Genomic DNA, 25,217 nt, shown 5'->3' on the forward strand with positions numbered 1-25,217 from the left:
GCAGAGGGGCTCAAACGAGAACATGAATGGCTTGGTGCGGCAGTACCTGCCCAAGGGCACGGATTTGTCTGTTTACAGCCAAGAAGAACTGGATGCAATTGCAGATGAAATCAACAACCGCCCGCGCAAAGGTTTGGGGGTACGATCACCGCTGTCTGTTTACAGGGAACTGCTCCTGAACAGTCCGCAACACTCCACTCTCATCCACTGAAAAAAGGGTGTTGCACTTCGCTTTTGAATCCGCCCATCCTATATTTTTAAACGTGATTATTTCGTGCGCAAAAATCACCATCAAAGCCATGAAACCACGAAACTGCCCCCCAGTCTGTGCGTTGACCCACCGTCCCATCAGACAAGCGCAGTCGCCAGCACCTCAAACAGGCTCAATCGCCGCTGACTTGACTGACAGACGGTCTGTCAAAAGTCGTCTCTGTCCTGAACTTGGAATTTGGCCAACTGCCACTGCTCTTTGAGCCAGCGCTTGAGCGCAGCATCGTTTTGAATGCGGCGCAAATCGGCCTCCAAGCTGTCCGTGATGTGGCGCTGATCGGCCTGAAGGCGCTGCAACGACTGGGTCATCGCTGCTTCGTCGGCTTGAGCCAGCACGGGCACGCACAACTCACGACTCAAGCGGTTTTGCAACTGGTCCAAATCTTCTTCCAATGCCACGACCTGCTCTTTGAGCAACACGGACATGGCCATCAACTTGTCGTCGGCCATGCGTGCTGCATTTTGCGGATTGACCTGTGTCACCTGCATTTGCAGACGCAACAAGGTGGTCAGGTCGTTTTTTTCATAAGCGGCATTGACCTCGCTCATCAGACCGGTTTTGCGCAGACGTTCTTGTTCATCCGGCTCACGATCCGGATGCAGTGCGCTGGCCAGCTGCCTGAATATCGTGCGGATGGCACTTTGGGCATCGGCTGCACGCAAGGCTTCAGGGGGTATTTCGCCTTTTTCTGCCGCTGCATTTTTCTTTTGCGCATCTTTTTGCGCCTTGCGGGCCGCCCGTTTGGCCGATTTGCGGGCCTCGTCGGCCTCTTGCTGTTGTTGCCACTGGCGCATGCCCGCCTGCATCATCTCCTCGGGCGTTTGGTATTGCTTGGGTTTGTTCAAGGGCTGGCCCAGCGCTTCTTCGATGCGTTCGCGCAAGCGCTGCGCCGCCTCGGCCTGCTCTTGGGCCGCTTCTTGGGTGTCCTCTTCCCTCACATACAAATCGGCCAGGGCCTGCACTTGCGGGTCGGCACTGGCGGCCAGTTGATCGATCAAACCGCGCACCAGTCCCCTGGCCATGCGTTGCTGGCGGTCGGTGAAGTCTGCCGTCTGCAGGCGTTCATGCACAAAGAGCAGCAGGCTTTTGCGGTGCGTCTGTGCCTGCTGCACCGATTCGCGCAGGGCCTGAATGTGCGCATAACGGTGCCGGTCCGACCACGTCTGCAGCCGCTCGATGTGACCCGAAAGCTGCTCGATGCGGGCCAGCAAGGCGTTGAAGCGCTGCTGCGCGGGGGTGAGCGGGGCAAGACCGGGGGGCTGAACCATCAAGGCGGACAGAGAGATGGCAGCGCCTTGAGTCGCTTCGGGCAAGGGGTTCATGTGAAAAACAGCTGGGATAAGGCGAGAAGAGCGGCTGAATGTTAACGCCCCTGCGGCCCAATACAGGAAGGGGCTTCATCCGTCGATAATCATCCCACCCAATCAAAAACCGTCCGCCTGATGCCCAGCCCCACCCCGTTCAAAGTGCTCAGCCTCATCCCGCCGATGACGCAGCTCAACACGCCCTACCCGTCCACGGCCTACTTGACGGGTTTTTTGCGTTCGCGGGGTTTTGATGCGGCACAAGTTGACTTGGCGCTGGCCACCGTGCTGGCCTTGCTGAACAAAAAGGGGCTGAACGATCTGCGCGACGTGGCACTGGCTTTGCCCGTCGAAGAGCGCTCGGGTCCGGTGAACTTTTTCCTCGACCACTTCAACGATTACGCCGTCAGCATCGACCCGGTGATCGCCTTTTTGCAGGGCCGCGACAGCACGCTGAGCCACCGCATCGCAGGCCGGGGCTTTTTGCCCGAAGGCCCTCGCTTTGCAGCACTTGACGCTTATGAGGACGACGGCACGGGCGACCCGATTGGCTGGGCCTTTGGCGCTTTGGGCCAGACCGACCGCGCCCGACACCTGGCCACCCTGTACCTGAATGATTTGGCCGATGTGCTGCGCGACGCCGTGGACGAAGGCTTTGAATTTGTGCGCTATGCCGAACGCCTGGCCGCCAGCCAGCCCAGCTTTGATGCGCTGGCCCAGGCCTTGGCCGAACCACCCAATTTGATCGACCGCACGCTGGAGCGTTTGGCCTTGCAGGCTGTTGAGCGCCACCAGCCCACGCTGGTGCTGCTGTCGGTGCCCTTCCCCGGCTCGGTCTATGCGGCGTTTCGCATCGCCCAATGCATCAAGCGGGCTCACCCGCACATTCGCATCGCTTTGGGCGGTGGCTTTGTGAACACCGAGCTGCGTGAGCTCAAAGACGCCCGCGTCTTTGAGCATGTGGATTTCGTGACGCTCGACGGCGGCGAGCGCCCGCTGCTGAGCCTGATCGAGCACCTCAAAGGTCAGCGCAGCATGCAGCGCCTTCAGCGCACCTTCATCTGCAATGACGCAGGCCAGGTGCAATACATCAACTTGGCTGAGCCCGACGTGCCGTTTGAAGACGTGGGCACACCCACCTGGGACGGCCTGCCGCTGCACCAGTACTTGTCGCTGCTGGACATGCTCAACCCCATGAACCGGCTGTGGAGCGACGGGCGCTGGAACAAGCTCACCGTGGCGCACGGCTGCTACTGGAAGAAATGCAGCTTTTGCGACGTGAGCTTGGACTACATCAGCCGCTACGAAACCGCGCAAGCCAGCACGCTGGTGGACCGCATCGAGCAGATCGTGGCCGAAACAGGCCAGACCGGCTTTCACTTTGTGGACGAAGCCGCGCCGCCCAAAGCCCTCAAGGCCTTGGCCGAAGAACTGCTGCGCCGTGGCGTGCAAATCTCGTGGTGGGGCAACATCCGTTTTGAGAAAACCTTCACGCCCGAGCTGTGCGACTTGCTGGCGCAAAGCGGGTGCATTGCCATGTCCGGTGGGCTCGAAGTCGCATCCGACCGTTTGCTTGCCCTGATGAAAAAAGGCGTCTCGGTCGAGCAGGTGGCGCAAGTCACCAAAGGTTTTGCCGATGCGGGCGTGCTGGTGCACGCCTACCTGATGTACGGCTTTCCCACTCAAACCGTGCAAGACACGGTGGACGCGCTCGAATACGTGCGCCAGTTGTTTGAAAACGGCTGCATCCACAGCGGCTTTTTTCACCGCTTTGTCTGCACCGTGCATTCGCCCGTAGGGCAAAACCCCGAGGCTTACGGCGTGACACTGCTGCCCCTGCCCGAGGGCACTTTTGCCAAAAACGACGTGGGCTTTGTCGACCCCACCCGCATGCCCCCCGGCGTGGACCACGACCTGCTGGGCCAGGGCCTTAAAAAAGCCATCTACAACTTCATGCACGGCGTGGGGGTGGACAACGATGTGCGCCAGTGGTTTGAACTGCCCAAAGGGCAGTGCCCCAAAACCACCGTGCCGCGCCACAAAATCGCCCGGGCCCTGGGCTGATCTGAAAGGCATCGACCTGCAAGTCGACACCATCAGGCCCACATTGGAGGGCCTGCTTAATCATTGAGCACACCCCGCCAGACCAACAGGGGTGCGGGTTTCAAGGCTTGTTCATGGGCTTATCCACAGCTTGACGCACAGTTACCGGGGGTAAACCCGAGCCCATGCACAGAGCGTGTCTTCAACGGCTGATGGCCATCAAAGCAGCAAAGCCCACAAACACGCCCCCTGTGACGCGGCTGAAATTTTGGATGACGTGGGTTTGCTGCAAGTAGCGTGACAGCTTGTGGCCACTGAGGGCGTAAATCAGGTACCAACTGACTTCGATGACGCTGAAAGTGGCCATCAAAACCCCAAATTGCACCAAAGCGGGCCGATCAGGATGGATGAATTGGGGGAAAAAGGCCGCGCAAAACACGATCGCCTTGGGATTGCTGGCCGCCACGGCCAAGCCTTGGCGGAAAAATGATGCGCCGCTGCGCGTGGGCTCGTCGGCATTGACAGGGCTTGCTTCAGGGCGGCGCACGGTCGATGCCCACAATTTGTAGCCCAAATAAGCCAAATAGGCCGCACCCAGATAACGCAGTGCATCAAACACCACCGGAAAGTGGGTGAGCAAAGCGCCTAAACCTGCGGCCGAAAGACTCATCATGCACAGCAAAGCGCTCATGCAACCGGCCATGGTCAAGACAGCCGCACGCAAGCCCGATCTGGCCCCATGGCTCATGACCAAGAGCATATTGGGTCCGGGTGTGGCCGACACCACAAAAGTCATCACGACAAAAAGCCACCAAGTTTGAAACGTCACATCCATCCCTTTGTTTGTTGTTTGGAAATTCAGGGCTCGATTGTGGCGGTTCAGCCTTGAGCATCAGAGCCTAGGCGTCTGGTGCACTGCCTGCTGTGTTCTCAATAAGCACCCACAGGCCAAACCGTCAAGGGGGCTGCTCGGGGCGGGCTTTTGAATGCGGTCATTTCATGCAGCATTTGGAATACAAAATCATGACCAAAAAACACCAACCATGCCGCCGTCCTCCTCACTGCGTCCCCCCACGGGACTTTTTTCATGGTTCAAACGGGTCCAACCTGCGGATGGCAAAGAGCGTGAAGGCTTGTTTTTTTCCTTCCTGCTCATCCTGGGCTTGGGCTATGGTGCTTTTGCCTTGGTGTCATGGAGCCTGGGATTTGGAATGGGCGTGGGGGGGCCAATCCGAGGCCATCGCGAAGTCCATCGCGGCGAGGGCGCCGCTCCTACAAAAACCCGGCACCCTGCCCGCTCAACGCTCATCGCTTGACACCCACCAACACCTCACCAAGCCAAGTGCTGACCGAGGTGGTCCACAAATTGGGCCCGACCGGTGGGCAACAAGGCGTCCAGCACCGCCAACAGCCGCTGGGCTGCTTGTTCGGGGGGCAGTGCGTCTGAGCCCACAAAAGGCTGGCTCAACGGGGATTGCACGGTGCCAGGCTGCAAAGCGGCCACCACAGCCAGTGGCCTGCGTCGGGCGATTTCAATGGCGGCGGTTTGCAGCAACATGTTCAGCGCCGCCTTGGCCGACCGGTAACCGTACCAGCCGCCTTTGTGGTTGTCTTCGATGCTGCCCACCCGTGCCGACAGCTTGCCCCAAATCACCCGTTGACCGGGGGCCAGCAAAGGCACAAGGTGTTTAAGCAAGAGACTGGGACCCACGGCATTGAGGTGCATGGCACTCAGCAAATGGGTCGCCTCCAATTCGTCCAGCCTTTTTTCAGGGCCACGCCCGTTCAAGGTCAAGGCCCCAGTGGCATCCAGCACCAGATGAAAGGGGCCTTGTGAGGCCAAGTCGCGGGCGCAGTCGGCGATGCTGGTTTCGCTCAACAGATCAAGCCCTGGCGAGCTGTCACGCGACACGCCCTTCACGGCGGCGCAGCGCGGATCGTTTTGCAGCTGCAGCAGCAAAGCGCTGCCGATGGCACCACGGGCACCGATGACCAGGGCGCGGTAGCCCTCGGGCAGGGAATTCATCATGGCCTGGACTGGCCCACAGGCATTGGGGCGCGGGCGGGGTTTGCCTGCGCGGGCTTGAGGTCGTAGACGCAACGAAAGCCAATGTAGACCGCGTAAAAGTCAGCCGGTTTGTAGGCCTGCACATCGGCCTTCATGTTGAAGGTGCCGTACCACCAAGAACCACCCACCGTTCGTCGTTCCTTGCCCTGGGCATCGGTGGTCCATTCCCATACATTGGCCCCCATGTCGAACAAGCCGTTCACGCCTTGGCGTGTGGCCCCTGCGGGCGCGGCCCTGGGCCACGGGTCGGCATCGCTGGTGTTGGCGCCTTGCGGGCTGTCGCCCGTAGTCCAGGGGTAGGTGCGGCCCTTGACCCAGGGCGCAGGCGGTGCATCGCGCAGCTCGGTAAACCCGGCCTTTTGCCATTCGGCCCCGCTGGGCAAACGCCCTCCGGCCCACCGGCAGTAAGCCTGCGCCTCGGCAAAGTCCAAATGAACGGCGGGCAAATCAGCGCTCACCGGGGCCACGCCATCGGGCTTGCGCCAAGACCAGCCGGGGCGGCGCTCCCAGCCCGCGCCATATTCAAAACCACCGCCCTCTTTTTCGGCGCGGGTCACGGTGCCGGTGGCCCGCACATAGCGCTCAAACTGGCCGATGGTGACTTCGGTGCGGTCGATGGCCCAGTCGCCCAATGACACGGGGTCCCCCGCCTGAGCCCAAGCCCCTGCACAAACCAGCGCAGCAGATGCCCCCAAACCAGTGCCCACGTTCCTCAAGATGGTCATGTCAAGCGCCCCCGCGCCAGCAATCGAGCTTGTCGATCGACCAAAAAAGCTTCCCCCATGGCCGGATAAGCCTCGGTCAGCGCCGTCATGTTGACTTGGTGGGTGACCCAGACTTCACGTCGCCCGGGTGGCAACTCACGCAAACGGGCTCGCATGGCCAAGGCTTGTGCATTGGCGTCGCCTTGGCCTGCAAAGGTCGAGTTCAAAGGCCACCAGTTGTCATAGGCCCCAAAGGCCAGCCGGGCCGTGTCTTGGCAACGGCACCATTGGCTGCTGAGCACCGCATCAGGCTTGACGGGCTGGGCCTGCATCCAGCGCCCCAGATCGCGTGATTCCTGACGACCTTGCTCGGACAGATTGCGTTGGGTTTGACATTGACCCAAGGCCAACCCAGGCGGATCGCCCAAGCCCGATTCGGTCGTGGCATGTCGAACCATGAGCACCCCACCCTCGCGCTGCCAAATCCGGGCCAAGGCCTCGTTGGCCCATGCACGAGGGCTGGCGGCCAGGTTGGCCAACAACACCCCGGTCCAAAGGCCTGTGGAGCCTTGCAAAAAGTGGCGACGCGCCGTGTTCAGCTTGTGCATGATGCAGACGTGAGGGGTCGGCTCAGGACACTTCGCCCGAAGCGATGCGGCGCAAGGCTTGCTCGAACACTTCGACAGGCTGCCCGCCCGAGATCAAATGACGGTCGTTGATGATGACCGCAGGCACCGAGCGAATGCCGGCTTGGGCATAAAACTGCTGGCGCTCGCGCACCGAGGCGCCATGCGCATCGCTGAGGAGCACTTCGCGGGCAGCAGCCACATCCAAACCCGCTGCGGCCACACTGGCCAGCAAGACTTCGGCGTCTTCGACGCATTCGGCCCGCCCTTGGTAGGACTGCAAAAATGCTTTTTTAAGGGCATGCTGAGCACCAGCGCCTTGACCCTCGGCCCAGTGCAGCAAGCGATGGGCATTGAAGGTGTTGTAGACACGACCGCGCCCCCCGGGGTGAAACTCAAACCCGACTTCGGCCCCTCGGGCGGCAATGGTCTGGCGAATCTGCGCTTGTTGCTCTGCCGTTGAGCCATATTTTTCGCTCAAGTGCTCTCCCAAATCTTGACCACCCGGGGGCATGTGGGGGTTCAACTCGAAGGGCTGGAAATGCAAATCGGCCTGCACTTGGCCTTGCAAGCGCTCCAAGGCCTGCTCCAGGGCACCCAAGCCCACAGCGCACCAAGGGCACGCAATGTCAGAGACAAAATCAATTTTGAGAGGAGTCATCGGTCGTTCCTGGGGCGCAGCCCTTGCTCAGTTAGAAAAATTGACGGCTGACGCAGGGTCCACGAGTGAGCCTCTTGCCCGCCAAAGACCCTGATCTTGCCGCAAATCACCGACAATGGCAGGCGCTCAGGCCAATTGCCCTGATCTTCATCGCGACACCCACCACCATGAAAATCCTGACCCTCAACGGCATCAACCTCAACATGTTCGGCAAGCGCGATCCGGCGCAGTACGGCACCATCACCTTGGCCGAAATCGACGCCCAATTGGTGGCCTTGGGCCAAGAATTGGGCGCCCATGTCGAGTGCTTTCAAACGAACATGGAAGGAGAAATGGCCGAGCGCATTCACCAAGCCCACACCGACGGCACCCAAGCGGTGCTGATCAATGCCGGGGCTTGGACACATTACAGCTATGGCATCCGAGACGCACTGGCCATTCTCAAGTGCCCCATCATCGAAGTGCACATGTCCAATATCCACGCCCGTGAGGAGTTTCGTCACCACTCCGTGATTGCCCCCATCGCCAAAGGTCAAATCGCTGGCTTTGGTGTGAACAGTTATTTGCTGGGATTGCGTGCCGCCATCCGTGCCATTCAGGGCTGAATCTGAGCCAGCGCCCGTCCAATTACTGCCAGGCCTTTGGCCACTCACGCCCGAAGCACTTGGATCAAAGCGACGTTGAACCGTTCGGTGGCCTCATAAGGCACCCAATGACCCACCCCTGGCACGGTGTTCCACTGGCCCCAGCGGGGGGCCAGTTGTTCCATGGCCGCTTGGACCTCGGGCAAACGAGGACCATACAAGGCATCGTTTTCACCGTAAATGGCGCTCACCCTTGCCTGAACCTTTGGCAAGGTGCGGGCCACAATGTCGGTGGACGACAAGCGTCTGCGCGGCATGCGGTCACGCTGAACATTGGCGGCATGCAAAGCCAAAGCCAAAGGGTCCAATGAAGCCTCATGCTGCAGCATGAGCGCCAGCAAATTGTGCCGGTGCACCTCGCGCTGCGCCTCGGGCGTGGGCAAATGCCGCCACCCCTTGAGCACGGTGCGCTGCGATTGCGCCAACCCCATGCCCGGAGCCCCCACCAAGACCAGGGCCTGAGCATCTTCGGGATGCGCGGCCAGCCACAAGGCAGCGGTCATGCCGCCAAAGGAAAACCCCACCAAGCTGACCGGCCCCGAGGGCTGCAGCTGTTGCAAACCCTGGTGCAGGTGCGGCGGCAAATCGGTGGTGTCGGTGCAGCCTTCTGGCAAGTCCGAGTCGCCAAAACCGGGCAAATCGGGCACCAGCACACGCCAGCCGGCATCACGCAAAACGGCGATGTTGCGCACCCAGTGGGTCCAGCTGCCACTGCCACCGTGCAACAGCACAACGGTGGGGTGCTCGGTCCGGCCCCAAGCGTGCCAGACCGTGGTGGATTGCTGGTAGTGTGTTTCTAGACGCACCGCATCGAGCAGTGTTTCTCTCAAAGCCAAGGGCAAAAACTCAGGCAAGGCAGCAAAGGACATACATCAAAGGAACAAAGAAACAGAGGGCAAGAGGCACAGACACTCAAGCAGCGGGGGCATCAGACAAGGGTCTGCGTGGGTGCTGCAAACGCCAGACCCTGTAGGCCGCCGCCGTGGCCACCACACCGGTCAGGCTGCTCAAGGCAAACACACTTTGCAAGCCCCATCGCTCGCTGATGAGCCCGCCCAACAAAGCCCCCAGAACCCCCGGAAACCCATAGGCAATCACGGTGTACAAAGCCTGACCACGGCCCCGCAATCGACCCGCAAAGTGTTGCGAAATCAAGGCAATGCACACCGTGTGGTGCGTGGCAAAGGTGATGGCATGCAGCATTTGCGCCAACAGCAAAATCCACAACACATCGGCCCAAGCGGCCGTCAAGCCCATGCGCAACACCATGACGGCTGAGCAGGCCACCAGCCAGGCCGTCAGGGACAAGCGCGGCAGCCAACGCGATTGGGTAAAAAACCACACCACCTCGACCGCCACCGACACCGCCCACAAGACACCGATCATGGTCTTGCTGTAACCCAAGGAATTGAGGTAAAGCGAGAAAAACACATAAATGCCGATGTGCGAAAGCACATGGAAAAACGTGGACGCAAAAAACCACTGCACAGGTTTTTGGCGCAATACCGGCCCCACCGACACATGCTCGACCACCAAGTGCGCCGCCTCTTTGATGTCGGGCATCCACCACACGCTCAACAGCACCGCGCCCAAACTGAACACCGTCCAACCCGGAAAATGCTTCATGCCAAAGGCCTCGAACCAGGCTCCGGCCACAAACACCGTGAGCAAAAACCCCATGGACCCCCAAAGCCGCACCCGACCATACCGTTTGGTGTCAAAGGCCCCATTTTGGCTGACCAAATGCGCCATGGCCGCTTCGCTCATGGGCATCATGGCGCTGGTGTGGGTGAACATGAGCAGCAACACCACCCCCAGCCCCACTGGCCCCCAGTCACCCCACAAAAAACAAGCGCAGACAAATGCCACGCCCGCACCGATGCGCAGCAGTTTGACGCGCTCACCGGTTCTGTCGCTGATGGCCCCCCAAGCATAGGGCGCGAACAAACGGGTGGTGGCTTGCACCGCCGTGAGCACGCTGATGGTCAACAAGCTCAGGCCCATGTCTTGCAGCCACAGCGGCAAATAGGGGTTAAAAAATCCTATGTGCCCAAAATAACTGGCCGAAAGCGCTGCAAACGGCCAAAGTTGACGGCGGGGCGTCATGCATCAAGTCTTGAACGGGGCAATCGGGGGCAATGCATGTTCGACATCGGCACATTGGGCACGGAACTGCAGGGCATGTTCCATGACCACCAAGGCCAACATGGCCTCGGCAATAGGAGTTGCACGAATACCGACACAAGGATCGTGGCGGCCTTTGGTGATGACTTCGGTGGGCTGTCCGTTGGCGTCAATCGAATCCCGCGCAATCAAAATGGAACTTGTGGGCTTGATGGCGATGGACACTTCGATGTCTTGACCGGTGCTGATGCCCCCCAAAACCCCACCCGCGTTGTTTCCCACAAAGCCCTCGGGTGTCAGTGCATCGCCCGCCGTACTGCCCTTTTGGGTGACACAGCCAAACCCAGCACCAATCTCAACGCCCTTGACCGCATTGATGCCCATCATGGCAAATGCAATGTCCGCGTCCATTTTGTCAAACAGCGGCTGCCCCAGACCGGCCGGAACACCTTGGGCCACCACACGCAGTCGGGCTCCGCAGGAATCGCCCGATTTGCGCAGCGCATTCATATAGTCCTCAAGCGCCGACACATCGGCCACCGGGGCAAAAAACGGGTTGTTGGGCACATGGTCCCAACTCTCAAAGCCAATCGGCAGATCGCCAATTTGGGTCATGCAACCCACAAAGGTGGTGCCCCACTTTTCTTTGAGCCATTTTTTGGCCACCGCGCCCGCCGCCACCATGGGGGCCGTCAGGCGGGCCGAAGAGCGGCCACCGCCGCGTGGATCGCGCAGACCGTATTTGCGCCAGTAGGTGTAGTCGGCATGGCCCGGACGGAAGGTTTGCAAGATGTCCCCGTAATCCTTGCTGCGCTGGTCCGTGTTTTGAATGAGCAGGCAAATCGGCGTGCCCGTGGTCTTGCCTTGGTACACCCCCGAGACAATCTGCACCGCATCGGGCTCGTTGCGCTGGGTGACGAATTTGCTGGTGCCCGGGCGACGACGGTCCAGATCGGGCTGGATGTCTGCCTCGCAAAGCGACAGGCCCGGAGGGCAGCCGTCAATCACGCAGCCAATGGCCGGGCCGTGGGATTCACCAAAGTTGGTGACCGAAAAAAGTTGTCCGAAGGTATTGCCGCTCATGGGTAAGGATTATCCCAGAGCGCAGCCCTTGCCGAGCAATATAAAAAACCCATTCAGGGCTCAGCGCTCGCCCAGGGACTGACTCAATGTCTTGACCACGGGTTTGGCCAGGTACTTGAGCACCGTGTTGCTGCCGGTTTTGATCTCTACCGTGCTGGTCATGCCGGGCTGGATGTCGAGCTTTTGATCGGGCTTTGCACTGAAGCGACGCCCATCGGTCTTGACGTGCACCCGGTAATACGGTTGCTCGCCATGTTGAAGGTTGAGGTTCTCTGACAAGGTGTCGGGGCTGATGTAGGACAGCGTCCCTGACAAATCGCCGTAGATCGTGTAGTCGTAGGCATCAATCTTGACCGTGGCTTTGAGGCCCGTCTTGATGAAGGCGATATCGGCCGGGCTGACCCGGGCCTCGATCACCAGATCTTCTTCGAGGGGCACAATTTGCATGACTTCTTCGCCCGGACGCAGCACACCGCCCCGGGTGGTGACACGAACGTTTTTGACGATGCCATGCAAGGGGGCTTTCAATTCGGTCTGCGTCAATTGGTCTTTGCGCTGCGCCATGACCTGCTGAACGCCCGCCAACTCTTCCAAGGCTTTGCTCAACTCGGCTTGGGTGTCTTGAAAGTATTTGTTTTTCCGGTTGGTGATTTGAGCCTGCGTATCGGCCACCTGCCGCTCAAGTCGCAAAACCTCGGTGGCACTGACGTCACCCGTTTTGAGCAAGGGGCGCGTCATCTGCAGTTCTTTTTGCACAATGGCTTTGATGTTTTCATAAGACCGCAGCTCTTCCTGAATGGCAGCAATGCGCTTTTTGAACAACATGCTTTGGGTCTCACGGAACTCCGGGTAGGCTTTGGCTTCGGGTGGAAAACGCGGTTGACGACCCAAAACTTCGGCCTGCAAACGGGCCACAGTGATGGCCAAGGCGGCTGACTTGGCGCGGGTCTCGAGATAACTGGACTCCAAACGGGTGCCATCGATCTTGACCAAGACCTGATCGCGCTGCACCACATCGCCTTCCTTGACCAGCAACTCTTCGATCACGCCACCGTCTAAAGACTGGATGATTTGCGAACGCGCACTGGAGATGACCGAGCCTGGCGCACGCGTGATTTGGTCAATTTCGGCGTAATAGGCCCAGGTGAAAAAAACGGCGCTGGTCAAAAACAAAGACCACACCGCCCAACGCGGACGCCTGAGTGAACGGGACAGATTTTCTTGCTGAACCTGGGGGTCTGCCGACTCCAAAAACCAGAAAATTTTCATGCTGCCGCTCCCGTTGTGCCCGATGCTTCCAGCGCAGCCGGGCTTGGCGCTGCTCCTGAGGGTGATCGCAGGCGATTGAGTACCTCATCGCGTGGCCCATCGAGCACCACCCGACCCTTGTCGACCACCAAAATCCGATTGACCAGGGGCAACACATTGGGTTTGTGGGTGACCACGACGATGGCACTGTCGGCAGGCATTTCCTTGAAAAGGTGTTGCATCACCGTGTTTTCAAGCTTGGCGTCCATCGATGCAGTGGGTTCATCCAGCAGCAACACCTTGGGGCTGGCCAAGAGCATGCGGGTCAGGCCCACCAACTGGCGTTGCCCACCGGAAAGCCCGCGCCCACCCTCGGCGATTTCAAGCTCCAGGCCCAAAGGATGGTTTTGAATCACCTGATCCAAACCGGTCAAAGCGGCCGCCTTGAGGATTTGGGAATCACTGGGCAAGGGCAAACCCAAACTCAGGTTGTAGCGCAGCGAGCCATTGAACAAACGCACATCTTGAGGCAAGTAACCGATGTGCTCCCGCACGAACTCGGGTGCCAAATGCATCATGTCAATGCCGTCCAGAAAAACATGGCCCCCTGTGGGTTTGTAAAGCCCGGACAACAGCTTGATCAAGGTGGACTTGCCAGAGCCAACCGTGCCCAACACCGCCACCCGGTCACCCGGACGGATCAGCAAAGACGGCACCTCCAAACCCGGCACATCTTTCATGTAGGCAAAAACCGCCTTGTCGAGTTTCAACTCACCCAAGCAATCTTCGGGCACCACCAGTCGATCGATGTCCTGGCGATCACTGGGCATGGCCATGATCCCATCCAAAGAGGTCAAAGCCACCTTGGCATGGTGCCACTGGGCAATCAGGCCCGGTAACTGCGCCACAGGCGTCATGGCGCGGCCCGAAATGATCGAACATGCAATCAGTCCACCCATGGTCAGCTGCCCAGAATTGATGGCGTAGGCCCCCGCGGCCACCATGCAGGCATAACTCAATTGCTGAATGGTCTGGGTCAAATTGCTCGACAAGGTCGAAAACAAGCGCATTTTGAGCTCGCTGCTGGCGATGTTGACCGTCATGGCACGCCATCGATCCAGCAATTTCCACTCTGCATTGGCCGCCTTGACCGACTCAATGCCATCAATGGCCTCGATCAGGAGACCGTTTTTCTCGTTGGACTCCTTCATGTGCATGCCGGTGTATTTTTCAAATGGTTTGTTGAACGCCATACCCGCCAACACCGCCAAGGGCACCGACAACAAAGGAACCAAGGCCACCGGCCCAGCGATCACAGCGATCACCGCCACAAAAAACACTGCAAAAGGCAAGTCGGCCATGATGAACAGACTCGACGAAGTCAAAAAGTTGCGCACCGACTCAAAATGCCGAATTTGCGAAGCAAAAGTGCCCACGGTGCGGGGCCGTGCATCCATGCGAATGTCCAGGGCCTTGCCAAAAAAGACAGCCGACAACTCTTGATCGATCACTTTGCAAGCCCGGTCCACCATGTAGGCACGCACCTGCTTGAGAACCAACTCGATCAAGATGGCGATCACCACCCCGATGGTCAGCACCCACAATGTTGAATAGCCCTTGGTGGGAATGACCCGGTCATACACCTGCATGGAGTAAAGCGCGGCCACCAAACCCACCATGCTGATGACAAAAGTGGCCACCACGGCCTCTAGAAAAACCGAGCGATAACGCCGAATGGAGGTGGTAAACCAGTCAGTGGCGCTCATGGAGCGGTGAGCTGTTTCGCCGGGTCGTGCCGGCATGGTGGTCAGCTGCAAGAGCCGTCCCTGCCGCGCTGCAGACATCTCCAGCATGTGGGTCACGCCATCGGCGTCCTGACATGTCAAGGTGTTTCGACCTGAACCTCCTCGCACCAGCCAGACCTGCGCGTCATTCCCTGCGCCCACCCAAAGCAGTGGAAAGTCTGACGGGGAAAGGTTTTTGGCTTCAATGGTCTGGATATCGGCCATGGGAAAGCGGGACAACCACCAGACTTTGAGCCGTTCTTCACGGCTGAGACTTTCGACCTCCACGCCATCAGGGGTACGAGACAGCATGCCAAAACGGTGAGCCGGGACCGCCTGCCCCAGCAAGCCGGCCAATCGGGACAAGACCGCGGCGAGCGAACTGTCCAGCATCACGCTGTCCCTGTCTTGTGGTTCAGTCATGAAGCGCTGCCAGGTTGTGGGCAGACAATTGTCCCGTGAGCAACATCAAGCGCAGCTGCAATGCATCCTTGTTGTTGCTCACATCCACCGCGCTGTAAGCCGCTTGAGAGCTTTCACGCACTGCATTGAGAACGTCCAACCAGTTTTTCTTGCCAATCTGGTATTGACGCAAATAAGAGTCCACCACCTCGTCGGTCGCGCTGACCAAGGCTTGAGCAGGTTCCAGCTGTTGTTCGATGGACTTTAGATCAGCCATTGATGTGCTGACCTGCTGCTCAAGCAAGCGCTCGGTCGCAGCCGCATTTTGAAGCACGGTTTCCATGCGCAAACGTGCCGCCGCTGCGGCATTTTTGGCAGACAAACCAGGGCCAGGCGAAAACTGCACGGCCAAATAAGTCTTGTTGGGATCAACACCCACCTCGGACGCACCCAAGGCACGGCGATGGGCCAAGACCAAGGTGGGGTAGACCGAGGCATCGGCAATGTCAATCTGGGCTTGAGTGACCAGTTGCTGGGTGCGCAAACGCTGCAACTCGGCTGATGCAGATTTGGCTGAAGCGATGGCCAAGGCTTCATCTTGGGCTTGCCACCTCACAGCACGGGGTTGACGCAAGGACGACGACGGCACACCGACCAGTTGTTGCAAAGCCAATTGGGCCGATTGCAAGGAACGACTGAACTGGATTCTTTCGCTCACCGCCTGTTGCAAGCGGGCATTGGCCAGCACTTGATCGGCAACGGGGCTGATTTGAGACACCACACGCCGATCGATCAAGCTCTTTAACTTGTGATGCTCAGTTTCATTTTTCAGCGCCACTTGAAGGCGCTGCCGCCAGCGCAATACCTCGAAAAACTGCTGCCCTGCCTGGAGCATGAGGCTGTTGCGTGTTTCGCTCAAACCCGCCTCGGACAAACCCACATTGGCCTCGGCCATGCGAATTTGTGCATCGATTTTTCCGCCAGCCCACAGAGGTTGCTGCACAAGCACAGCCCCTTGGGGCCGTTTTCCGGTGGTGGTGACCTCGGTGCTCAAGGTGGGGTAGCGAGCCCACTTGGCAGTTTCTTGATCACCCTGAGCGGCTTGCACATCAGCCTGCTTGGCCCTGACAGAAGGGTGCTGACTGGCCGACAGGGCCAAGGCCTCGGACAAGCCCAACTCTGCCGCAGCAGACATGGAGGGACTGACCAGTAAAAAACCGGCACAGGCCAACCAGGCCCGTCCAAAATTGCAATGAGTCATTTGAGTCCCAAAGCCCGGCTAAAGGCTTTGTATTTTTTGGTACTCAAATATTATGCAATAGAAAACCAAGATGTCTTTTAAGTAATTTTTTGAGTTTTTAGGAACTCAAAAAATCCAGAAAACCATGCTCAATCAGGCGCTTGGCGCAGCGGCAGGCGAATCTTGGCCTGGCCAGTCGCGAATATAGGCTTTGAGCATTTTGTTTTCAAAGTCTTGACTGTCGACCACGGCCTTGGCGACATCGTAAAAGCTGATGACCCCCATGAGCACATGCTCATCCATGATGGGCATGTAGCGGGCATGGCGCTCGAGCATGATGCGGCGCACCTCATCGAGGTCCGTCTCGCTAGTGCAGGTCAGGGGCTGTGTGTCCATGGCCTCTTGGACCGTAGTCTGGCCCACTTGTCCACCGTTTTTGACCACCTGCTGAATCACTTCACGAAAAGTCAGCATGCCAGCGAGTTGGCCCTGCGACATCACGACCAAAGAACCGATGTCTTTGTCGGCCATGGCGTTCAAGGCGGTGGCCAGCAGTTCATCGGGTTTGACCGTGAACAAAGTGCTGCCTTTGACGCGCAGAATATCGCTGACTTTCATGGGGTGTCTCCTCTGGCCAAAATGTGACTTGTGAAGAATTAATATAGCCCACAATGAACCCTGTGCCCAGCCACTGCCCTTGGCTGGTGCGATCTTTTTTTGGAGACATCCCATGGCTGGCTACAGCGATCCCGGTTTTGACACTTTGGCCCTGCACGCAGGTGCGGCCCCCGACCCGGCCACAGGCGCACGGGCCGTGCCCATCCACCTGACCACCTCCTTCGTTTTTGAATCCAGCGACCAGGCCGCAGCCCTCTTCAACCTCGAACGCCCTGGCCATGTTTACAGCCGCATCAGCAACCCCACCAACGCGGTGCTGGAGCAACGCATTTCGGCTTTGGAAGGCGGCATCGGGGCCATCACCACATCGAGCGGCCAGGCAGCCTTGCACCTGGCCATTGCCACCCTCATGGGCGCGGGCTCGCACATCGTGGCGTCGAGTGCTTTGTATGGTGGCTCACACAACCTGCTGCACTACACCTTGAGCCGCTTTGGCATCCGCACCACTTTCGTGAAACCCGGCGACTTGGACGCCTGGCGAGCCGCTGTGCAGCCCGACACCAAACTCTTTTTTGGCGAAACCGTGGGCAACCCCGGCATGGACGTGCTGGACATCGAGGCCGTGAGCGCCATAGCGCACGAAGCGGGTGTGCCGCTGCTGGTGGACTCCACCCTCACCTCGCCCTGGCTCATCAAGCCCTTTGATCACGGGGCCGATCTGGTCTACCACTCGGCCACCAAGTTTTTGTCGGGCCACGGCACGGTGGTGGGCGGTGTGGTGGTCGATGGCGGCAGTTTTGACTGGGACCAATCGGGTAAGTTTGCCGAGTTGAGCCAAGCCTATGAAGGCTTTCACAACATGGTGTTCAGCGAAGAAAGCACCGTGGGCGCGTTTTTGCTGCGGGCCCGGCGCGAGGGCCTGCGCGACTTCGGCGCCTGCATGAGCCCGCACACCGCCTGGCTGATTTTGCAAGGCATCGAAACCCTGCCCCTGCGCATGGCCCGGCACATGGAAAACACGGCCAAAGTGGTCGAGTTTTTGGCAGCCCACCCGCTGGTCAGCCGCGTGGGCCACCCCTTGCTGGAGAGCCACCCGTCTCACGCCTTGGCGCAAAAGCTGCTGCCACGCGGCGCAGGCTCGGTGTTCAGCTTCGACATCAAGGGCAGCCGCGCTCAAGGCCAAAAGTTCATCGAAACCCTCAAGGTCTTCAGCCACCTGGCCAATGTGGGCGACTGCCGCAGCCTGGTGATCCACCCGGCCAGTACCACGCACTTTCGCATGACGGACGAAGCACTGTCCGCAGGCGGCATCGGCCCCGGCACCATCCGCTTGTCGATTGGCCTGGAAGACCCGGCCGACCTGATCGACGACCTGAAAAAAGCCCTCAAGGCCGCAGACAAGGCCTGATCACCATGCAGATTCGCGCCTACCAAACTTCTGACCAAGCCGCCGTGGTGGCTTTGTGGCAAAGCTGTGACCTGACACGCCCCTGGAACGATCCCTACAAGGACATCGCCCGCAAGCTGCAAGTGCGCCCAGACCTGTTTTTGGTGGGCGAAGTGCAGGGCCGCTTGATGGCCAGCGCCATGTTTGGCTACGAAGGCCATCGCGGCTGGGTGAACTACCTGGCCGTCTCGCCGGACCAACAACGACAAGGCCACGCCAAGGCCATGATGCAGCATGGCGAAGCCCTGTTGCTGGCCTCGGGCTGCCCCAAAATCAATTTGCAAGTGCGTGCCAGCAACGCCCAAGTGCTGGCTTTTTACGAATCGCTGGGTTACCGCGACGACCAGGTCGTCAGCATGGGCAAACGCCTGATCCCGGACCTTTGAACTGCCACCCATCATGCACATTCCACTGCCCACCCACACGCTCTACGCCTACACCGGCGGCAAGCCCTTCAACCCCGAGCAGCCCACCGCCGTGTTCATCCACGGCGTGCTCAACGACCACAGCGTCTGGATTTTGCAAACCCGCTACATGGCGCACCACGGCTGGAACGTGCTGGCCATTGACCTGCCCGGGCACTGCAAAAGCGAAGGCACCCCACCCCAAGGCGTGGAAGAAGCGGCCGACACCGTCATCGCCTTGCTCGATGCCCTGAAGATCGAAAAGGCTGCGCTGATCGGCCACAGCTTTGGCTCGCTCATTGCCCTGGAGGCGGCGGCCCGCGACGCGCAAGCCCACCCCGGGCGCGTGAGCCACTTGGTCATGGTCGGCACGGCCTACCCGATGCGCGTGTCGCCCGCCCTGCTCGATCTGTCGGTCAGCGCCCCCTTCAAAGCCATTGACATGGTCAACAGCTTCTCGCATTCCACACTCGCCCCACCGCCTTCGGCTTTGGGCCCCGGCACTTGGCTCTATGGCGGCAGCAAGGCGCTGATGCGCCGGGTGCTGGCCAGCAACACGCAGGTCAATGTGTTTCACACCGGCTTCAAGGCCTGCGACGATTACCGAGGCGCAGAAGCCGCCATGCCGCAAGTGGCCTGCCCCACCCTGTTTGTGCTGGGCAACGCCGACCAGATGACGCCGCCCAAAGCGGCGCAAAGCCTGATTGACCTGTGCACGCAGCCTAAGGTGGTCAAGCTGCCCGCAGGCCATTCGCTCATGACCGAGGCACCCGAAGGCGTGTTGCAGGCGCTCAAGGATTTTTTGAAACCGTGAGCTGGACGGCCGTTCGCGCACAGGAGTGTGCTTCTACAAGATGAACCCATTGACTGACCACATCACACCGCCCTTGTCGGCTGAGCGGGCCCGCGAGATGGCCCAAAACCTGGACCTGCGGGCCTTGCCGCGCGACTTTCTGGACAACCCTTACCCGGTCTATGCGGCACTGCGCGAGTCCGAGCCCTTCAAGCGCATGCCCGATGGCTCGTATTTCCTGACGCGCCACGCCGATCTGGTGGCGGTGTACCGCGACGCCAAGGTCTTCAGCTCTGACAAGCAGGTCGAATTCGGCCCCAAATACAACCACGCGCCTTTCAACCAGCCGCCCTTCGCCACAACAAGCGGTGTCTCCCCGCTGTTCGAGCACCACACGAGCAGCCTGGTCTTCAACGACCCGCCCCTGCACACCCGGGTGCGCCGCTTGATCATGGGGGCGCTCACCCGCCGCGCCATTGAAGCCATGGAGCCTGGCCTGGTGCTGCTGGTGGACAGCCTGCTGGACAAGATCGGGGCGCAAGGCGGTGGCGACCTGATCGAAGACTTTGCCTCGGCCATCCCGGTGGAAATCATCGGCAACCTGCTGGGCGTGCCGCACGCCGAGCGCGAACCGCTGCGCGGCTGGTCGCTGGCCATTTTGGGGGCGCTGGAGCCCGCCCTCACCACCGAGCAAGAAGCGCTGGGCCACCGCAGCGTGAGCGAGTTTCTGGCCTATCTGCGTCAATTGGTGGCGCAACGCCGCCAGCACCCCGGCGACCCGGAGCACGACGTGCTGACCCGGCTGATCCAGGGTGAGGAAAATGGAGAAGCGCTGAGCGAAGTCGAGCTGCTGCAAAACTGCGTGTTCCTGCTCAATGCCGGGCACGAAACCACCACCAACCTGATCGGCAACGCGCTCATCAGCCTGCAGGAATGGCCTGAGCAGCGCGAACAACTCAAGGCCGACCTGAAGCAAGCGGCCAGCAACGCAGAACGCGAACAAATCATGGGCCTGGCCGTGGATGAGTTTTTGCGCTTCGAATCGTCCAACCAACTGAGCAACCGCCGCGCGGTTCAAGCCACCCAAGTCAATGGCGTCGACTTGCCCGCAGGTGCGCTGGTCACGCTGTGCATTGGCGCGGCCAACCGCGACCCGGCTGTGTACGAGAACCCCGAACAACTGGACCTGCGCCGCACCGGCAACAAGCACCTGGCCTTTGGCTTTGGTGTGCACCAATGCGCGGGCCTGAGCCTGGCGCGTTTAGAAGGCCGCGTGGCCATCGGCCGCTTTTTGCAGCGCTTTCCAAATTACCAGCTCACGCAAGCACCCCAGCGCGGCGGCCGCGCCCGGTTTCGCGGCTTTTTGCACGCGCCGTTTTCAATCCAATAAGCACCAAGAGACACGCCATGAACACCACTGAAACACAAGCGCCTCAGCACAGCAGTTTTGCCGAGTTCTACCCCTTCTATTTGAGCGAGCACAGCGACCGCACCTGCCGCCGCATGCATTTTGTGGGCAGCACTTTGAGCCTGATGTGTTTGGCCATGCTGGCCGTGACCGGCAAACCCCAGTACTTTTTGTATGGTTTGCTGTGTGGCTACGGCTGCGCCTGGATCGGGCATTTTGTGTTCGAGAAAAACAAGCCCGCCAGCTTCAAGCGCCCGCTCTACAGCTTCATGGGCGACTGGGTCATGTACCGGGACATGTGGCGCGGGCGTGTGAGTTTTTGAGCGCTCACCTCGGCAACAGCTGCACCAAGCGGATCTGGTCCAGACCCGTTTGCTGCCAAATCGGGTCGGTCGCAGACCCCCGATGCACCAGCAAACGGTCGGCCAGCGGGGCCACCGTGGCCAGCGCAGGGTCGACCAACAAGACCTGCCGGGCTTGGCCCTGGTCGTTTTGCTCGGTCAGGCGTCCTACCCAATCGAGGCCACGCAAAACCTCCAGCACCTGGCGCAGCTCGCTCAACTCCACCCGCAAGCGCTTGGCCAGATCATCGGTGCTCAAACCCCGCCGCTCTGACGCCTTGGCGGCGTTCAACTCGGCCAAGACCTCCAGCGCCAGCCTGAAGGACCAGCCCGAGCCGTCTGGTTTGCGCCACTCTGGGCGACCCAACTCGGGCAAGCTGGCGGCCAGCACCGCGCCCAGCAGCACCAGCAGCCAGGTCACGTAAATCCAGACCAACAAAATAGGCAGCGCAGCGAAGGCGCCGTAAATCAGCGAGTAGGTCGGCACTTGCAGCAGGTAAACGGCCATGCCTTTTTTGGCCAACTCGAGCGCCGCTGCCACCAAAAAACCTGCCGTGATGGCATGGCGCCAGCGCACGCGGGTAAAGGGCACATAAAAATACAAACCACTCACACAGGCCGTGAGCAACACAAACTCAAAACTGTCGAGCAACCACCGAATCGGGCCGGGCAAGACATCCACCACATTTTGCGAGGCAGTGACCACATACGAGGTGATGGCCAGGCTGGCCCCCAAAAACAAAGGCCCCAGGGTGATGGCCGACCAGTACAGCAAGACCCTTTGTGGCAATGGCCGCTGGCGTTGCAAGCCCCAAATCTGGCCCAAGGTGCGCTCGATCGTGACCATCAAAACCACGGCCGACATCAACACCGCGACCAAACCCACCGAACCCAGGCGGCTGGCTTTTCGCGAAAACTGCGTCAAATAGCTCAGCACCTGGCGGGCAATGCTCTCGGGCACCAGACTTTCAACCAACCAACGCTGGATCGTGTCCTGGAACTTGCCAAACACCGGAAACGCCGCAAACACGGCCAGGCCCACCGCAAACAGCGGCACGATGGCCAGCATGGTGGTGAAGGTCAATGAGCCCGCGCTCACCCCCAGGCGAGCATCTCGAAAACGCCGGGCCAAAACACCCGCCATCTGACGCCAGGGAAAGGCACAAAGCTCTTGCCACCACAGGCGGGCATGGTCGTACAACGAGGTCTTGTAGGCGGTAGGCAACATGCCCGGTATGATGCCACCGCAATGAAGCCCCACACCACGCCCCCCCCACAAAACGCCCCCCTTTCTGAGACCGAACGCATCCCGGAGGGCCTTGACTTGACCCGATGGATGGCCGTTGGCAGCTTGCTGGGCCTGATTTTGACGGGGCTGCTTTGGGAGCTGTGGCTGGCCCCCTTGCGCCCGGGCGGCTCTTGGTGGGCCATCAAGGTCTTGCCCCTTTGCCTGCCGCTTGCCGGTTTACTCAAAAATCGCATGTACACCTACCGCTGGGTCAGTTTGCTGATCTGGCTTTATTTCACCGAAGGCGTGGTCCGTGCCTGGGGCGATGCTTGGCCCTCGTCGGGCTTGGCCGGTCTACAGACTTTGCTTTGTGTGGTGCTGTTCGTGGCCTGCGCCCTGCATGTGCGCATCCGCTTCAAAGCCGCCAAGGCGACTGGCTTGTTTGTGCCTGTGACCAAAAATTAAGGCTCCAGTGAGGGCGGCTTTGCGGCCCACACATCAGTCCCCAAAACAAGCCGCTTGTTGCCTTGAACTTGACCCACACCCTGCCCATGACCACGTCCAGCCCCAGCCTCGCTCATACAACCTTGCTCGCGCAACTGCGCCAAATTTGTGGCGATGCCCACGTCTTGACCCATGAAACACCGGGGGTAGACCTGGCCACTTGGGAACAAGACTGGCGCAAACGTGTTCAGGGCCGGGCCTTGGCCGTGGTGCGGCCTGCAGACACCGCGCAGGTGGCGGCCGTGGTCAAGGCTTGTGCAGCGGCCCAAACCTCGATCGTGCCGCAAGGTGGCAACACTGGCTTGGTGGTGGGCAGCGTGCCTGACGCTTCAGGCACACAAATTGTGTTGAGCATGACCCGCATGAACGCTGTGCGTGCCATCGACAAAGACAACCTGACCATCACCGTCGAGGCAGGCTGCGTGCTGCAGAACCTGCAAGCTGCTGCCGACAGTGCCGGATTGCTGTTCCCTCTGAGTTTGGGGGCCGAAGGCAGCTGCACCATTGGCGGCAATTTGGGCACCAACGCCGGGGGCACACAAGTGGTGCGCTACGGCAACACCCGAGAGCTGTGCCTGGGCCTGGAAGTGGTCACCGCTCAGGGCGAGGTCTGGAGTGGCCTGACAGGGCTGCGCAAGGACAACACAGGTTATGACCTGCGCCATTTGATGATTGGCAGCGAGGGCACTTTGGGCATCATCACAGCGGCCACCATGAAGTTGTTTCCGCAGCCTGCTGCACAGCTGACCGCCTGGGCCGCCGTGCCCAGCATGGAAGCGGCTGTGGCCCTGCTGGGCCTGGCGCACCAGCGTTTGGGGCCCAGCCTGACGGGTTTTGAGGTCATGGGGCAATTTGCCCTGAGCTTGGTGGACAAACATTACCCCCAACTGCGCGTGCCTTTGTGGCAAGAAACGCCTTGGTGCGTGCTGATCGAAAACTCGGACAGCGAAAACGAGGCGCATGCCCGCAGCCAGTTTGAATCGCTCCTTGAAGAGGCGATGAACCACGGCTGCGTGACCGATGCCGTGGTGGCCGAAAGCCTGACACAAGCCCGTGGACTTTGGCACATCCGTGAAAGCATCACCTTGGCGCAGCAGCAAGAAGGCCCGAACGTGAAACACGACATCAGCATTGCGGTGTCCTTGATCCCTGCTTTTGTGGCCGAAACCGACGCTTTGCTGGCCCAGACGTTTCCGGGCGTGCGCCTGGTTGATTTTGGCCATTTGGGTGATGGCAACTTGCACTACAACGTGCAAGCACCCGAGGGCCAAGACGGCAAAGCGTTTGTGCTTGCCCATGAAGACGCGGTCAACACCGTGGTGTTTGACCAAGTCAGCCGGTTCAAAGGCTCCATCAGTGCCGAACACGGCGTGGGCGAACTCAAAGCGGGCAAGCTGCCGCTCTACAAAGACCCGACAGCCTTGGCCATGATGCGGGCCGTCAAAAAAGCCCTGGACCCGCACAACCTGCTCAACCCCGGGCGGGTGCTGAGCGCCGAGTGACCTGACCTGCCATGCGGCGGGGCTGCCGCCTGCATTTTGTGGGGCCCTGCCCTCGGGGGGATGGGGGTGGTTTGCTGGGCTTTTCGCGACGGGGGCGTCGCTCCTACAGGGGGGTGCCTGGCATTTTGTGGGAGCCCCGCCCTCGGGGCGATGGGTTGTGGGCTGCGAGGCTTTTCGCGACGGGGGCGTCGCTCCTACAAGGGGGGGTGCCTGGCATTTTGTGGGAGCCCTGCCCTCGGGGGATGCGGGTGGTTTGCTGGGCTTTTCGCGACGGGGGCGTCGCTCCTACAAATCAGTGGACTCTTTGGTGAGGCAAGCCACAGACGGAACAACACGCGGCTCCTATGCTGAAACGGCTGACCCTGCCTGAGCCCTTTGGATTCAGGCAGGGGTCGAGCGTTCCTCTAACCCGTCCAGGAGTTCCATCATGAAAAAAATCCCCCTTCCCTCTTGCGGCTTGCGCACAGCGGCCGCGGTCGCGCTCGTCTTGGGCCTCAGCGCATGCGCTGGCATGACTGAGCAAGAAAAAAGAACCGCCATTGGCGCAGGTGTGGGGGCCGTTGGCGGCTCCATTTTGACGGGCGGCAGCGCGGCAGGCACCTTGGGTGGTGCGGCCGTGGGGGGTGTGGTTGGCCACGAAATCAACAAGAACACAAACTAGGCCCACACCATGCTTGAAACCATTGCGATCGTTTTGCTCTTGCTGTGGGTGGTTGGGCTGGTGTCTTCCTACACGCTGGGTGGCTTCATCCACATTTTGTTGGTCATCG

Annotated in this window: 26 protein-coding genes; 12 read left to right on the top strand and 14 right to left on the bottom strand. The window is 60.0% G+C overall.

The window, feature by feature from the left end; translation table 11 throughout:
- On the top strand, positions 1-211 hold a 211-nt coding region (locus tag AMM41_RS20875; RefSeq protein WP_194944920.1), incomplete at its 5' end, for an IS30 family transposase.
- Between the two features lie 206 nt (positions 212-417).
- Here AMM41_RS20875 and AMM41_RS20880 read toward each other — a convergent pair.
- Positions 418-1,593: a hypothetical protein gene (locus tag AMM41_RS20880; RefSeq protein ID WP_089963793.1), complete on the bottom strand. Its 1,176-nt coding sequence runs from the start codon at positions 1,591-1,593 to the stop codon at positions 418-420.
- Between the two features lie 120 nt (positions 1,594-1,713).
- Between AMM41_RS20880 and AMM41_RS20885 the strand changes: the two genes are divergently transcribed.
- Positions 1,714-3,639: a B12-binding domain-containing radical SAM protein gene (locus AMM41_RS20885; RefSeq protein WP_089963795.1), complete on the top strand. Its 1,926-nt coding sequence runs from the start codon at positions 1,714-1,716 to the stop codon at positions 3,637-3,639.
- Between the two features lie 181 nt (positions 3,640-3,820).
- On the opposite strand, the gene AMM41_RS20890 is transcribed toward AMM41_RS20885, so the two are convergent.
- The 5 genes from AMM41_RS20890 to AMM41_RS20915 all read right to left on the bottom strand — a co-directional run bounded on the left by AMM41_RS20890 (position 3,821) and on the right by AMM41_RS20915 (position 7,677).
- On the bottom strand, positions 3,821-4,447 hold the full coding sequence (locus tag AMM41_RS20890; RefSeq protein ID WP_089963831.1) for a LysE family translocator: 627 nt from the start codon (positions 4,445-4,447) through the stop codon (positions 3,821-3,823).
- A gap of 501 nt (positions 4,448-4,948) precedes the next feature.
- Complete coding sequence (locus tag AMM41_RS20900) at positions 4,949-5,647, bottom strand: SDR family oxidoreductase (protein ID WP_368664982.1); 699 nt, start codon at positions 5,645-5,647, stop codon at positions 4,949-4,951.
- Entirely contained in the window at positions 5,644-6,411 is a 768-nt protein-coding gene (locus tag AMM41_RS20905; protein ID WP_194944921.1) for a formylglycine-generating enzyme family protein, read from the bottom strand. The genes AMM41_RS20900 and AMM41_RS20905 overlap by 4 nt, the downstream gene beginning before the upstream one ends.
- Positions 6,408-6,998, bottom strand: a complete 591-nt coding sequence (locus tag AMM41_RS20910) for a histidine phosphatase family protein (protein WP_089963800.1) — start codon at positions 6,996-6,998, stop codon at positions 6,408-6,410. The genes AMM41_RS20905 and AMM41_RS20910 overlap by 4 nt, the downstream gene beginning before the upstream one ends.
- 22 nt (positions 6,999-7,020) lie before the next feature.
- A complete protein-coding gene (locus tag AMM41_RS20915) occupies positions 7,021-7,677 on the bottom strand; it encodes a DsbA family oxidoreductase (RefSeq protein ID WP_089963802.1) in 657 nt (218 codons plus the stop codon).
- 167 nt (positions 7,678-7,844) lie between these two features.
- Between AMM41_RS20915 and aroQ the strand changes: the two genes are divergently transcribed.
- Complete coding sequence (gene aroQ / locus AMM41_RS20920; RefSeq protein ID WP_089963835.1) at positions 7,845-8,282, top strand: type II 3-dehydroquinate dehydratase; 438 nt, start codon at positions 7,845-7,847, stop codon at positions 8,280-8,282.
- Between the two features lie 44 nt (positions 8,283-8,326).
- Here the strand turns inward: aroQ and AMM41_RS20925 are convergent, their stop codons facing one another.
- From AMM41_RS20925 to AMM41_RS20955, 7 genes are all read right to left on the bottom strand, one after another.
- Positions 8,327-9,190 carry an alpha/beta fold hydrolase gene (locus tag AMM41_RS20925; protein WP_089963804.1) on the bottom strand — a complete coding sequence of 288 codons (864 nt, stop codon included), beginning with the start codon at positions 9,188-9,190 and terminating at the stop codon, positions 8,327-8,329.
- Positions 9,191-9,233: 43 nt separating this feature from the next.
- Positions 9,234-10,427, bottom strand: coding sequence for an MFS transporter (locus AMM41_RS20930; protein ID WP_089963806.1), 1,194 nt, complete (start codon positions 10,425-10,427; stop codon positions 9,234-9,236).
- 3 nt (positions 10,428-10,430) lie between these two features.
- Complete coding sequence (gene aroC / locus AMM41_RS20935; RefSeq protein WP_089963809.1) at positions 10,431-11,528, bottom strand: chorismate synthase; 1,098 nt, start codon at positions 11,526-11,528, stop codon at positions 10,431-10,433.
- A 60-nt stretch (positions 11,529-11,588) separates the two neighbouring features.
- Positions 11,589-12,797, bottom strand: coding sequence for an HlyD family type I secretion periplasmic adaptor subunit (locus AMM41_RS20940; protein WP_089963811.1), 1,209 nt, complete (start codon positions 12,795-12,797; stop codon positions 11,589-11,591).
- Positions 12,794-14,983: a type I secretion system permease/ATPase gene (locus AMM41_RS20945; RefSeq protein WP_228769388.1), complete on the bottom strand. Its 2,190-nt coding sequence runs from the start codon at positions 14,981-14,983 to the stop codon at positions 12,794-12,796. Before AMM41_RS20945 ends, AMM41_RS20940 begins: the two co-directional genes overlap by 4 nt.
- Positions 14,976-16,223 (bottom strand): TolC family protein, encoded by a 1,248-nt coding sequence (locus AMM41_RS20950; RefSeq protein WP_089963813.1) that lies wholly within the window; start codon positions 16,221-16,223, stop codon positions 14,976-14,978. Before AMM41_RS20950 ends, AMM41_RS20945 begins: the two co-directional genes overlap by 8 nt.
- A 132-nt stretch (positions 16,224-16,355) precedes the next feature.
- Positions 16,356-16,820 (bottom strand): CBS domain-containing protein, encoded by a 465-nt coding sequence (locus AMM41_RS20955; RefSeq protein WP_089963815.1) that lies wholly within the window; start codon positions 16,818-16,820, stop codon positions 16,356-16,358.
- A gap of 112 nt (positions 16,821-16,932) precedes the next feature.
- Here AMM41_RS20955 and AMM41_RS20960 point away from each other — a divergent pair, with 112 nt between their 5' ends.
- From AMM41_RS20960 to AMM41_RS20980, 5 genes are read left to right on the top strand one after another with little or no spacing between them, the layout of a single operon-like run.
- A complete protein-coding gene (locus AMM41_RS20960; protein WP_089963817.1) occupies positions 16,933-18,228 on the top strand; it encodes an O-acetylhomoserine aminocarboxypropyltransferase in 1,296 nt (431 codons plus the stop codon).
- Positions 18,229-18,233: 5 nt separating this feature from the next.
- Entirely contained in the window at positions 18,234-18,653 is a 420-nt protein-coding gene (locus tag AMM41_RS20965) for a GNAT family acetyltransferase (protein WP_089963819.1), read from the top strand.
- 13 nt (positions 18,654-18,666) lie between these two features.
- The gene (locus tag AMM41_RS20970) at positions 18,667-19,485 is read left to right on the top strand and encodes an alpha/beta fold hydrolase (protein WP_089963821.1); all 819 of its coding nucleotides are present in this window, start codon (positions 18,667-18,669) and stop codon (positions 19,483-19,485) included.
- A gap of 40 nt (positions 19,486-19,525) precedes the next feature.
- Positions 19,526-20,854, top strand: coding sequence for a cytochrome P450 (locus tag AMM41_RS20975; protein ID WP_089963839.1), 1,329 nt, complete (start codon positions 19,526-19,528; stop codon positions 20,852-20,854).
- A 17-nt stretch (positions 20,855-20,871) separates the two neighbouring features.
- Positions 20,872-21,195, top strand: a complete 324-nt coding sequence (locus AMM41_RS20980; protein ID WP_089963823.1) for an Mpo1-like protein — start codon at positions 20,872-20,874, stop codon at positions 21,193-21,195.
- A gap of 4 nt (positions 21,196-21,199) precedes the next feature.
- Here the strand turns inward: AMM41_RS20980 and AMM41_RS20985 are convergent, their stop codons facing one another.
- The gene (locus AMM41_RS20985) at positions 21,200-22,441 is read right to left on the bottom strand and encodes a YihY family inner membrane protein (RefSeq protein ID WP_089963825.1); all 1,242 of its coding nucleotides are present in this window, start codon (positions 22,439-22,441) and stop codon (positions 21,200-21,202) included.
- A gap of 108 nt (positions 22,442-22,549) precedes the next feature.
- On the opposite strand from AMM41_RS20985, the gene AMM41_RS20990 reads away from it, so the two are divergent.
- The 4 genes from AMM41_RS20990 to AMM41_RS22090 form a co-directional block, all read left to right on the top strand.
- Positions 22,550-22,906 (top strand): DUF2069 domain-containing protein, encoded by a 357-nt coding sequence (locus AMM41_RS20990; protein ID WP_228769389.1) that lies wholly within the window; start codon positions 22,550-22,552, stop codon positions 22,904-22,906.
- An 86-nt stretch (positions 22,907-22,992) separates the two neighbouring features.
- A complete protein-coding gene (locus AMM41_RS20995; RefSeq protein ID WP_089963840.1) occupies positions 22,993-24,447 on the top strand; it encodes an FAD-binding oxidoreductase in 1,455 nt (484 codons plus the stop codon).
- A gap of 427 nt (positions 24,448-24,874) precedes the next feature.
- Complete coding sequence (locus tag AMM41_RS21000) at positions 24,875-25,108, top strand: glycine zipper 2TM domain-containing protein (protein ID WP_089963829.1); 234 nt, start codon at positions 24,875-24,877, stop codon at positions 25,106-25,108.
- 9 nt (positions 25,109-25,117) lie between these two features.
- Positions 25,118-25,217: lmo0937 family membrane protein (locus tag AMM41_RS22090; RefSeq protein ID WP_194944922.1), on the top strand; the 100-nt coding region annotated here is incomplete at its 3' end.

The organism is Limnohabitans sp. 2KL-3 (assembly GCF_001269405.1).
Lineage (GTDB): Bacteria > Pseudomonadota > Gammaproteobacteria > Burkholderiales > Burkholderiaceae_C > Limnohabitans_A.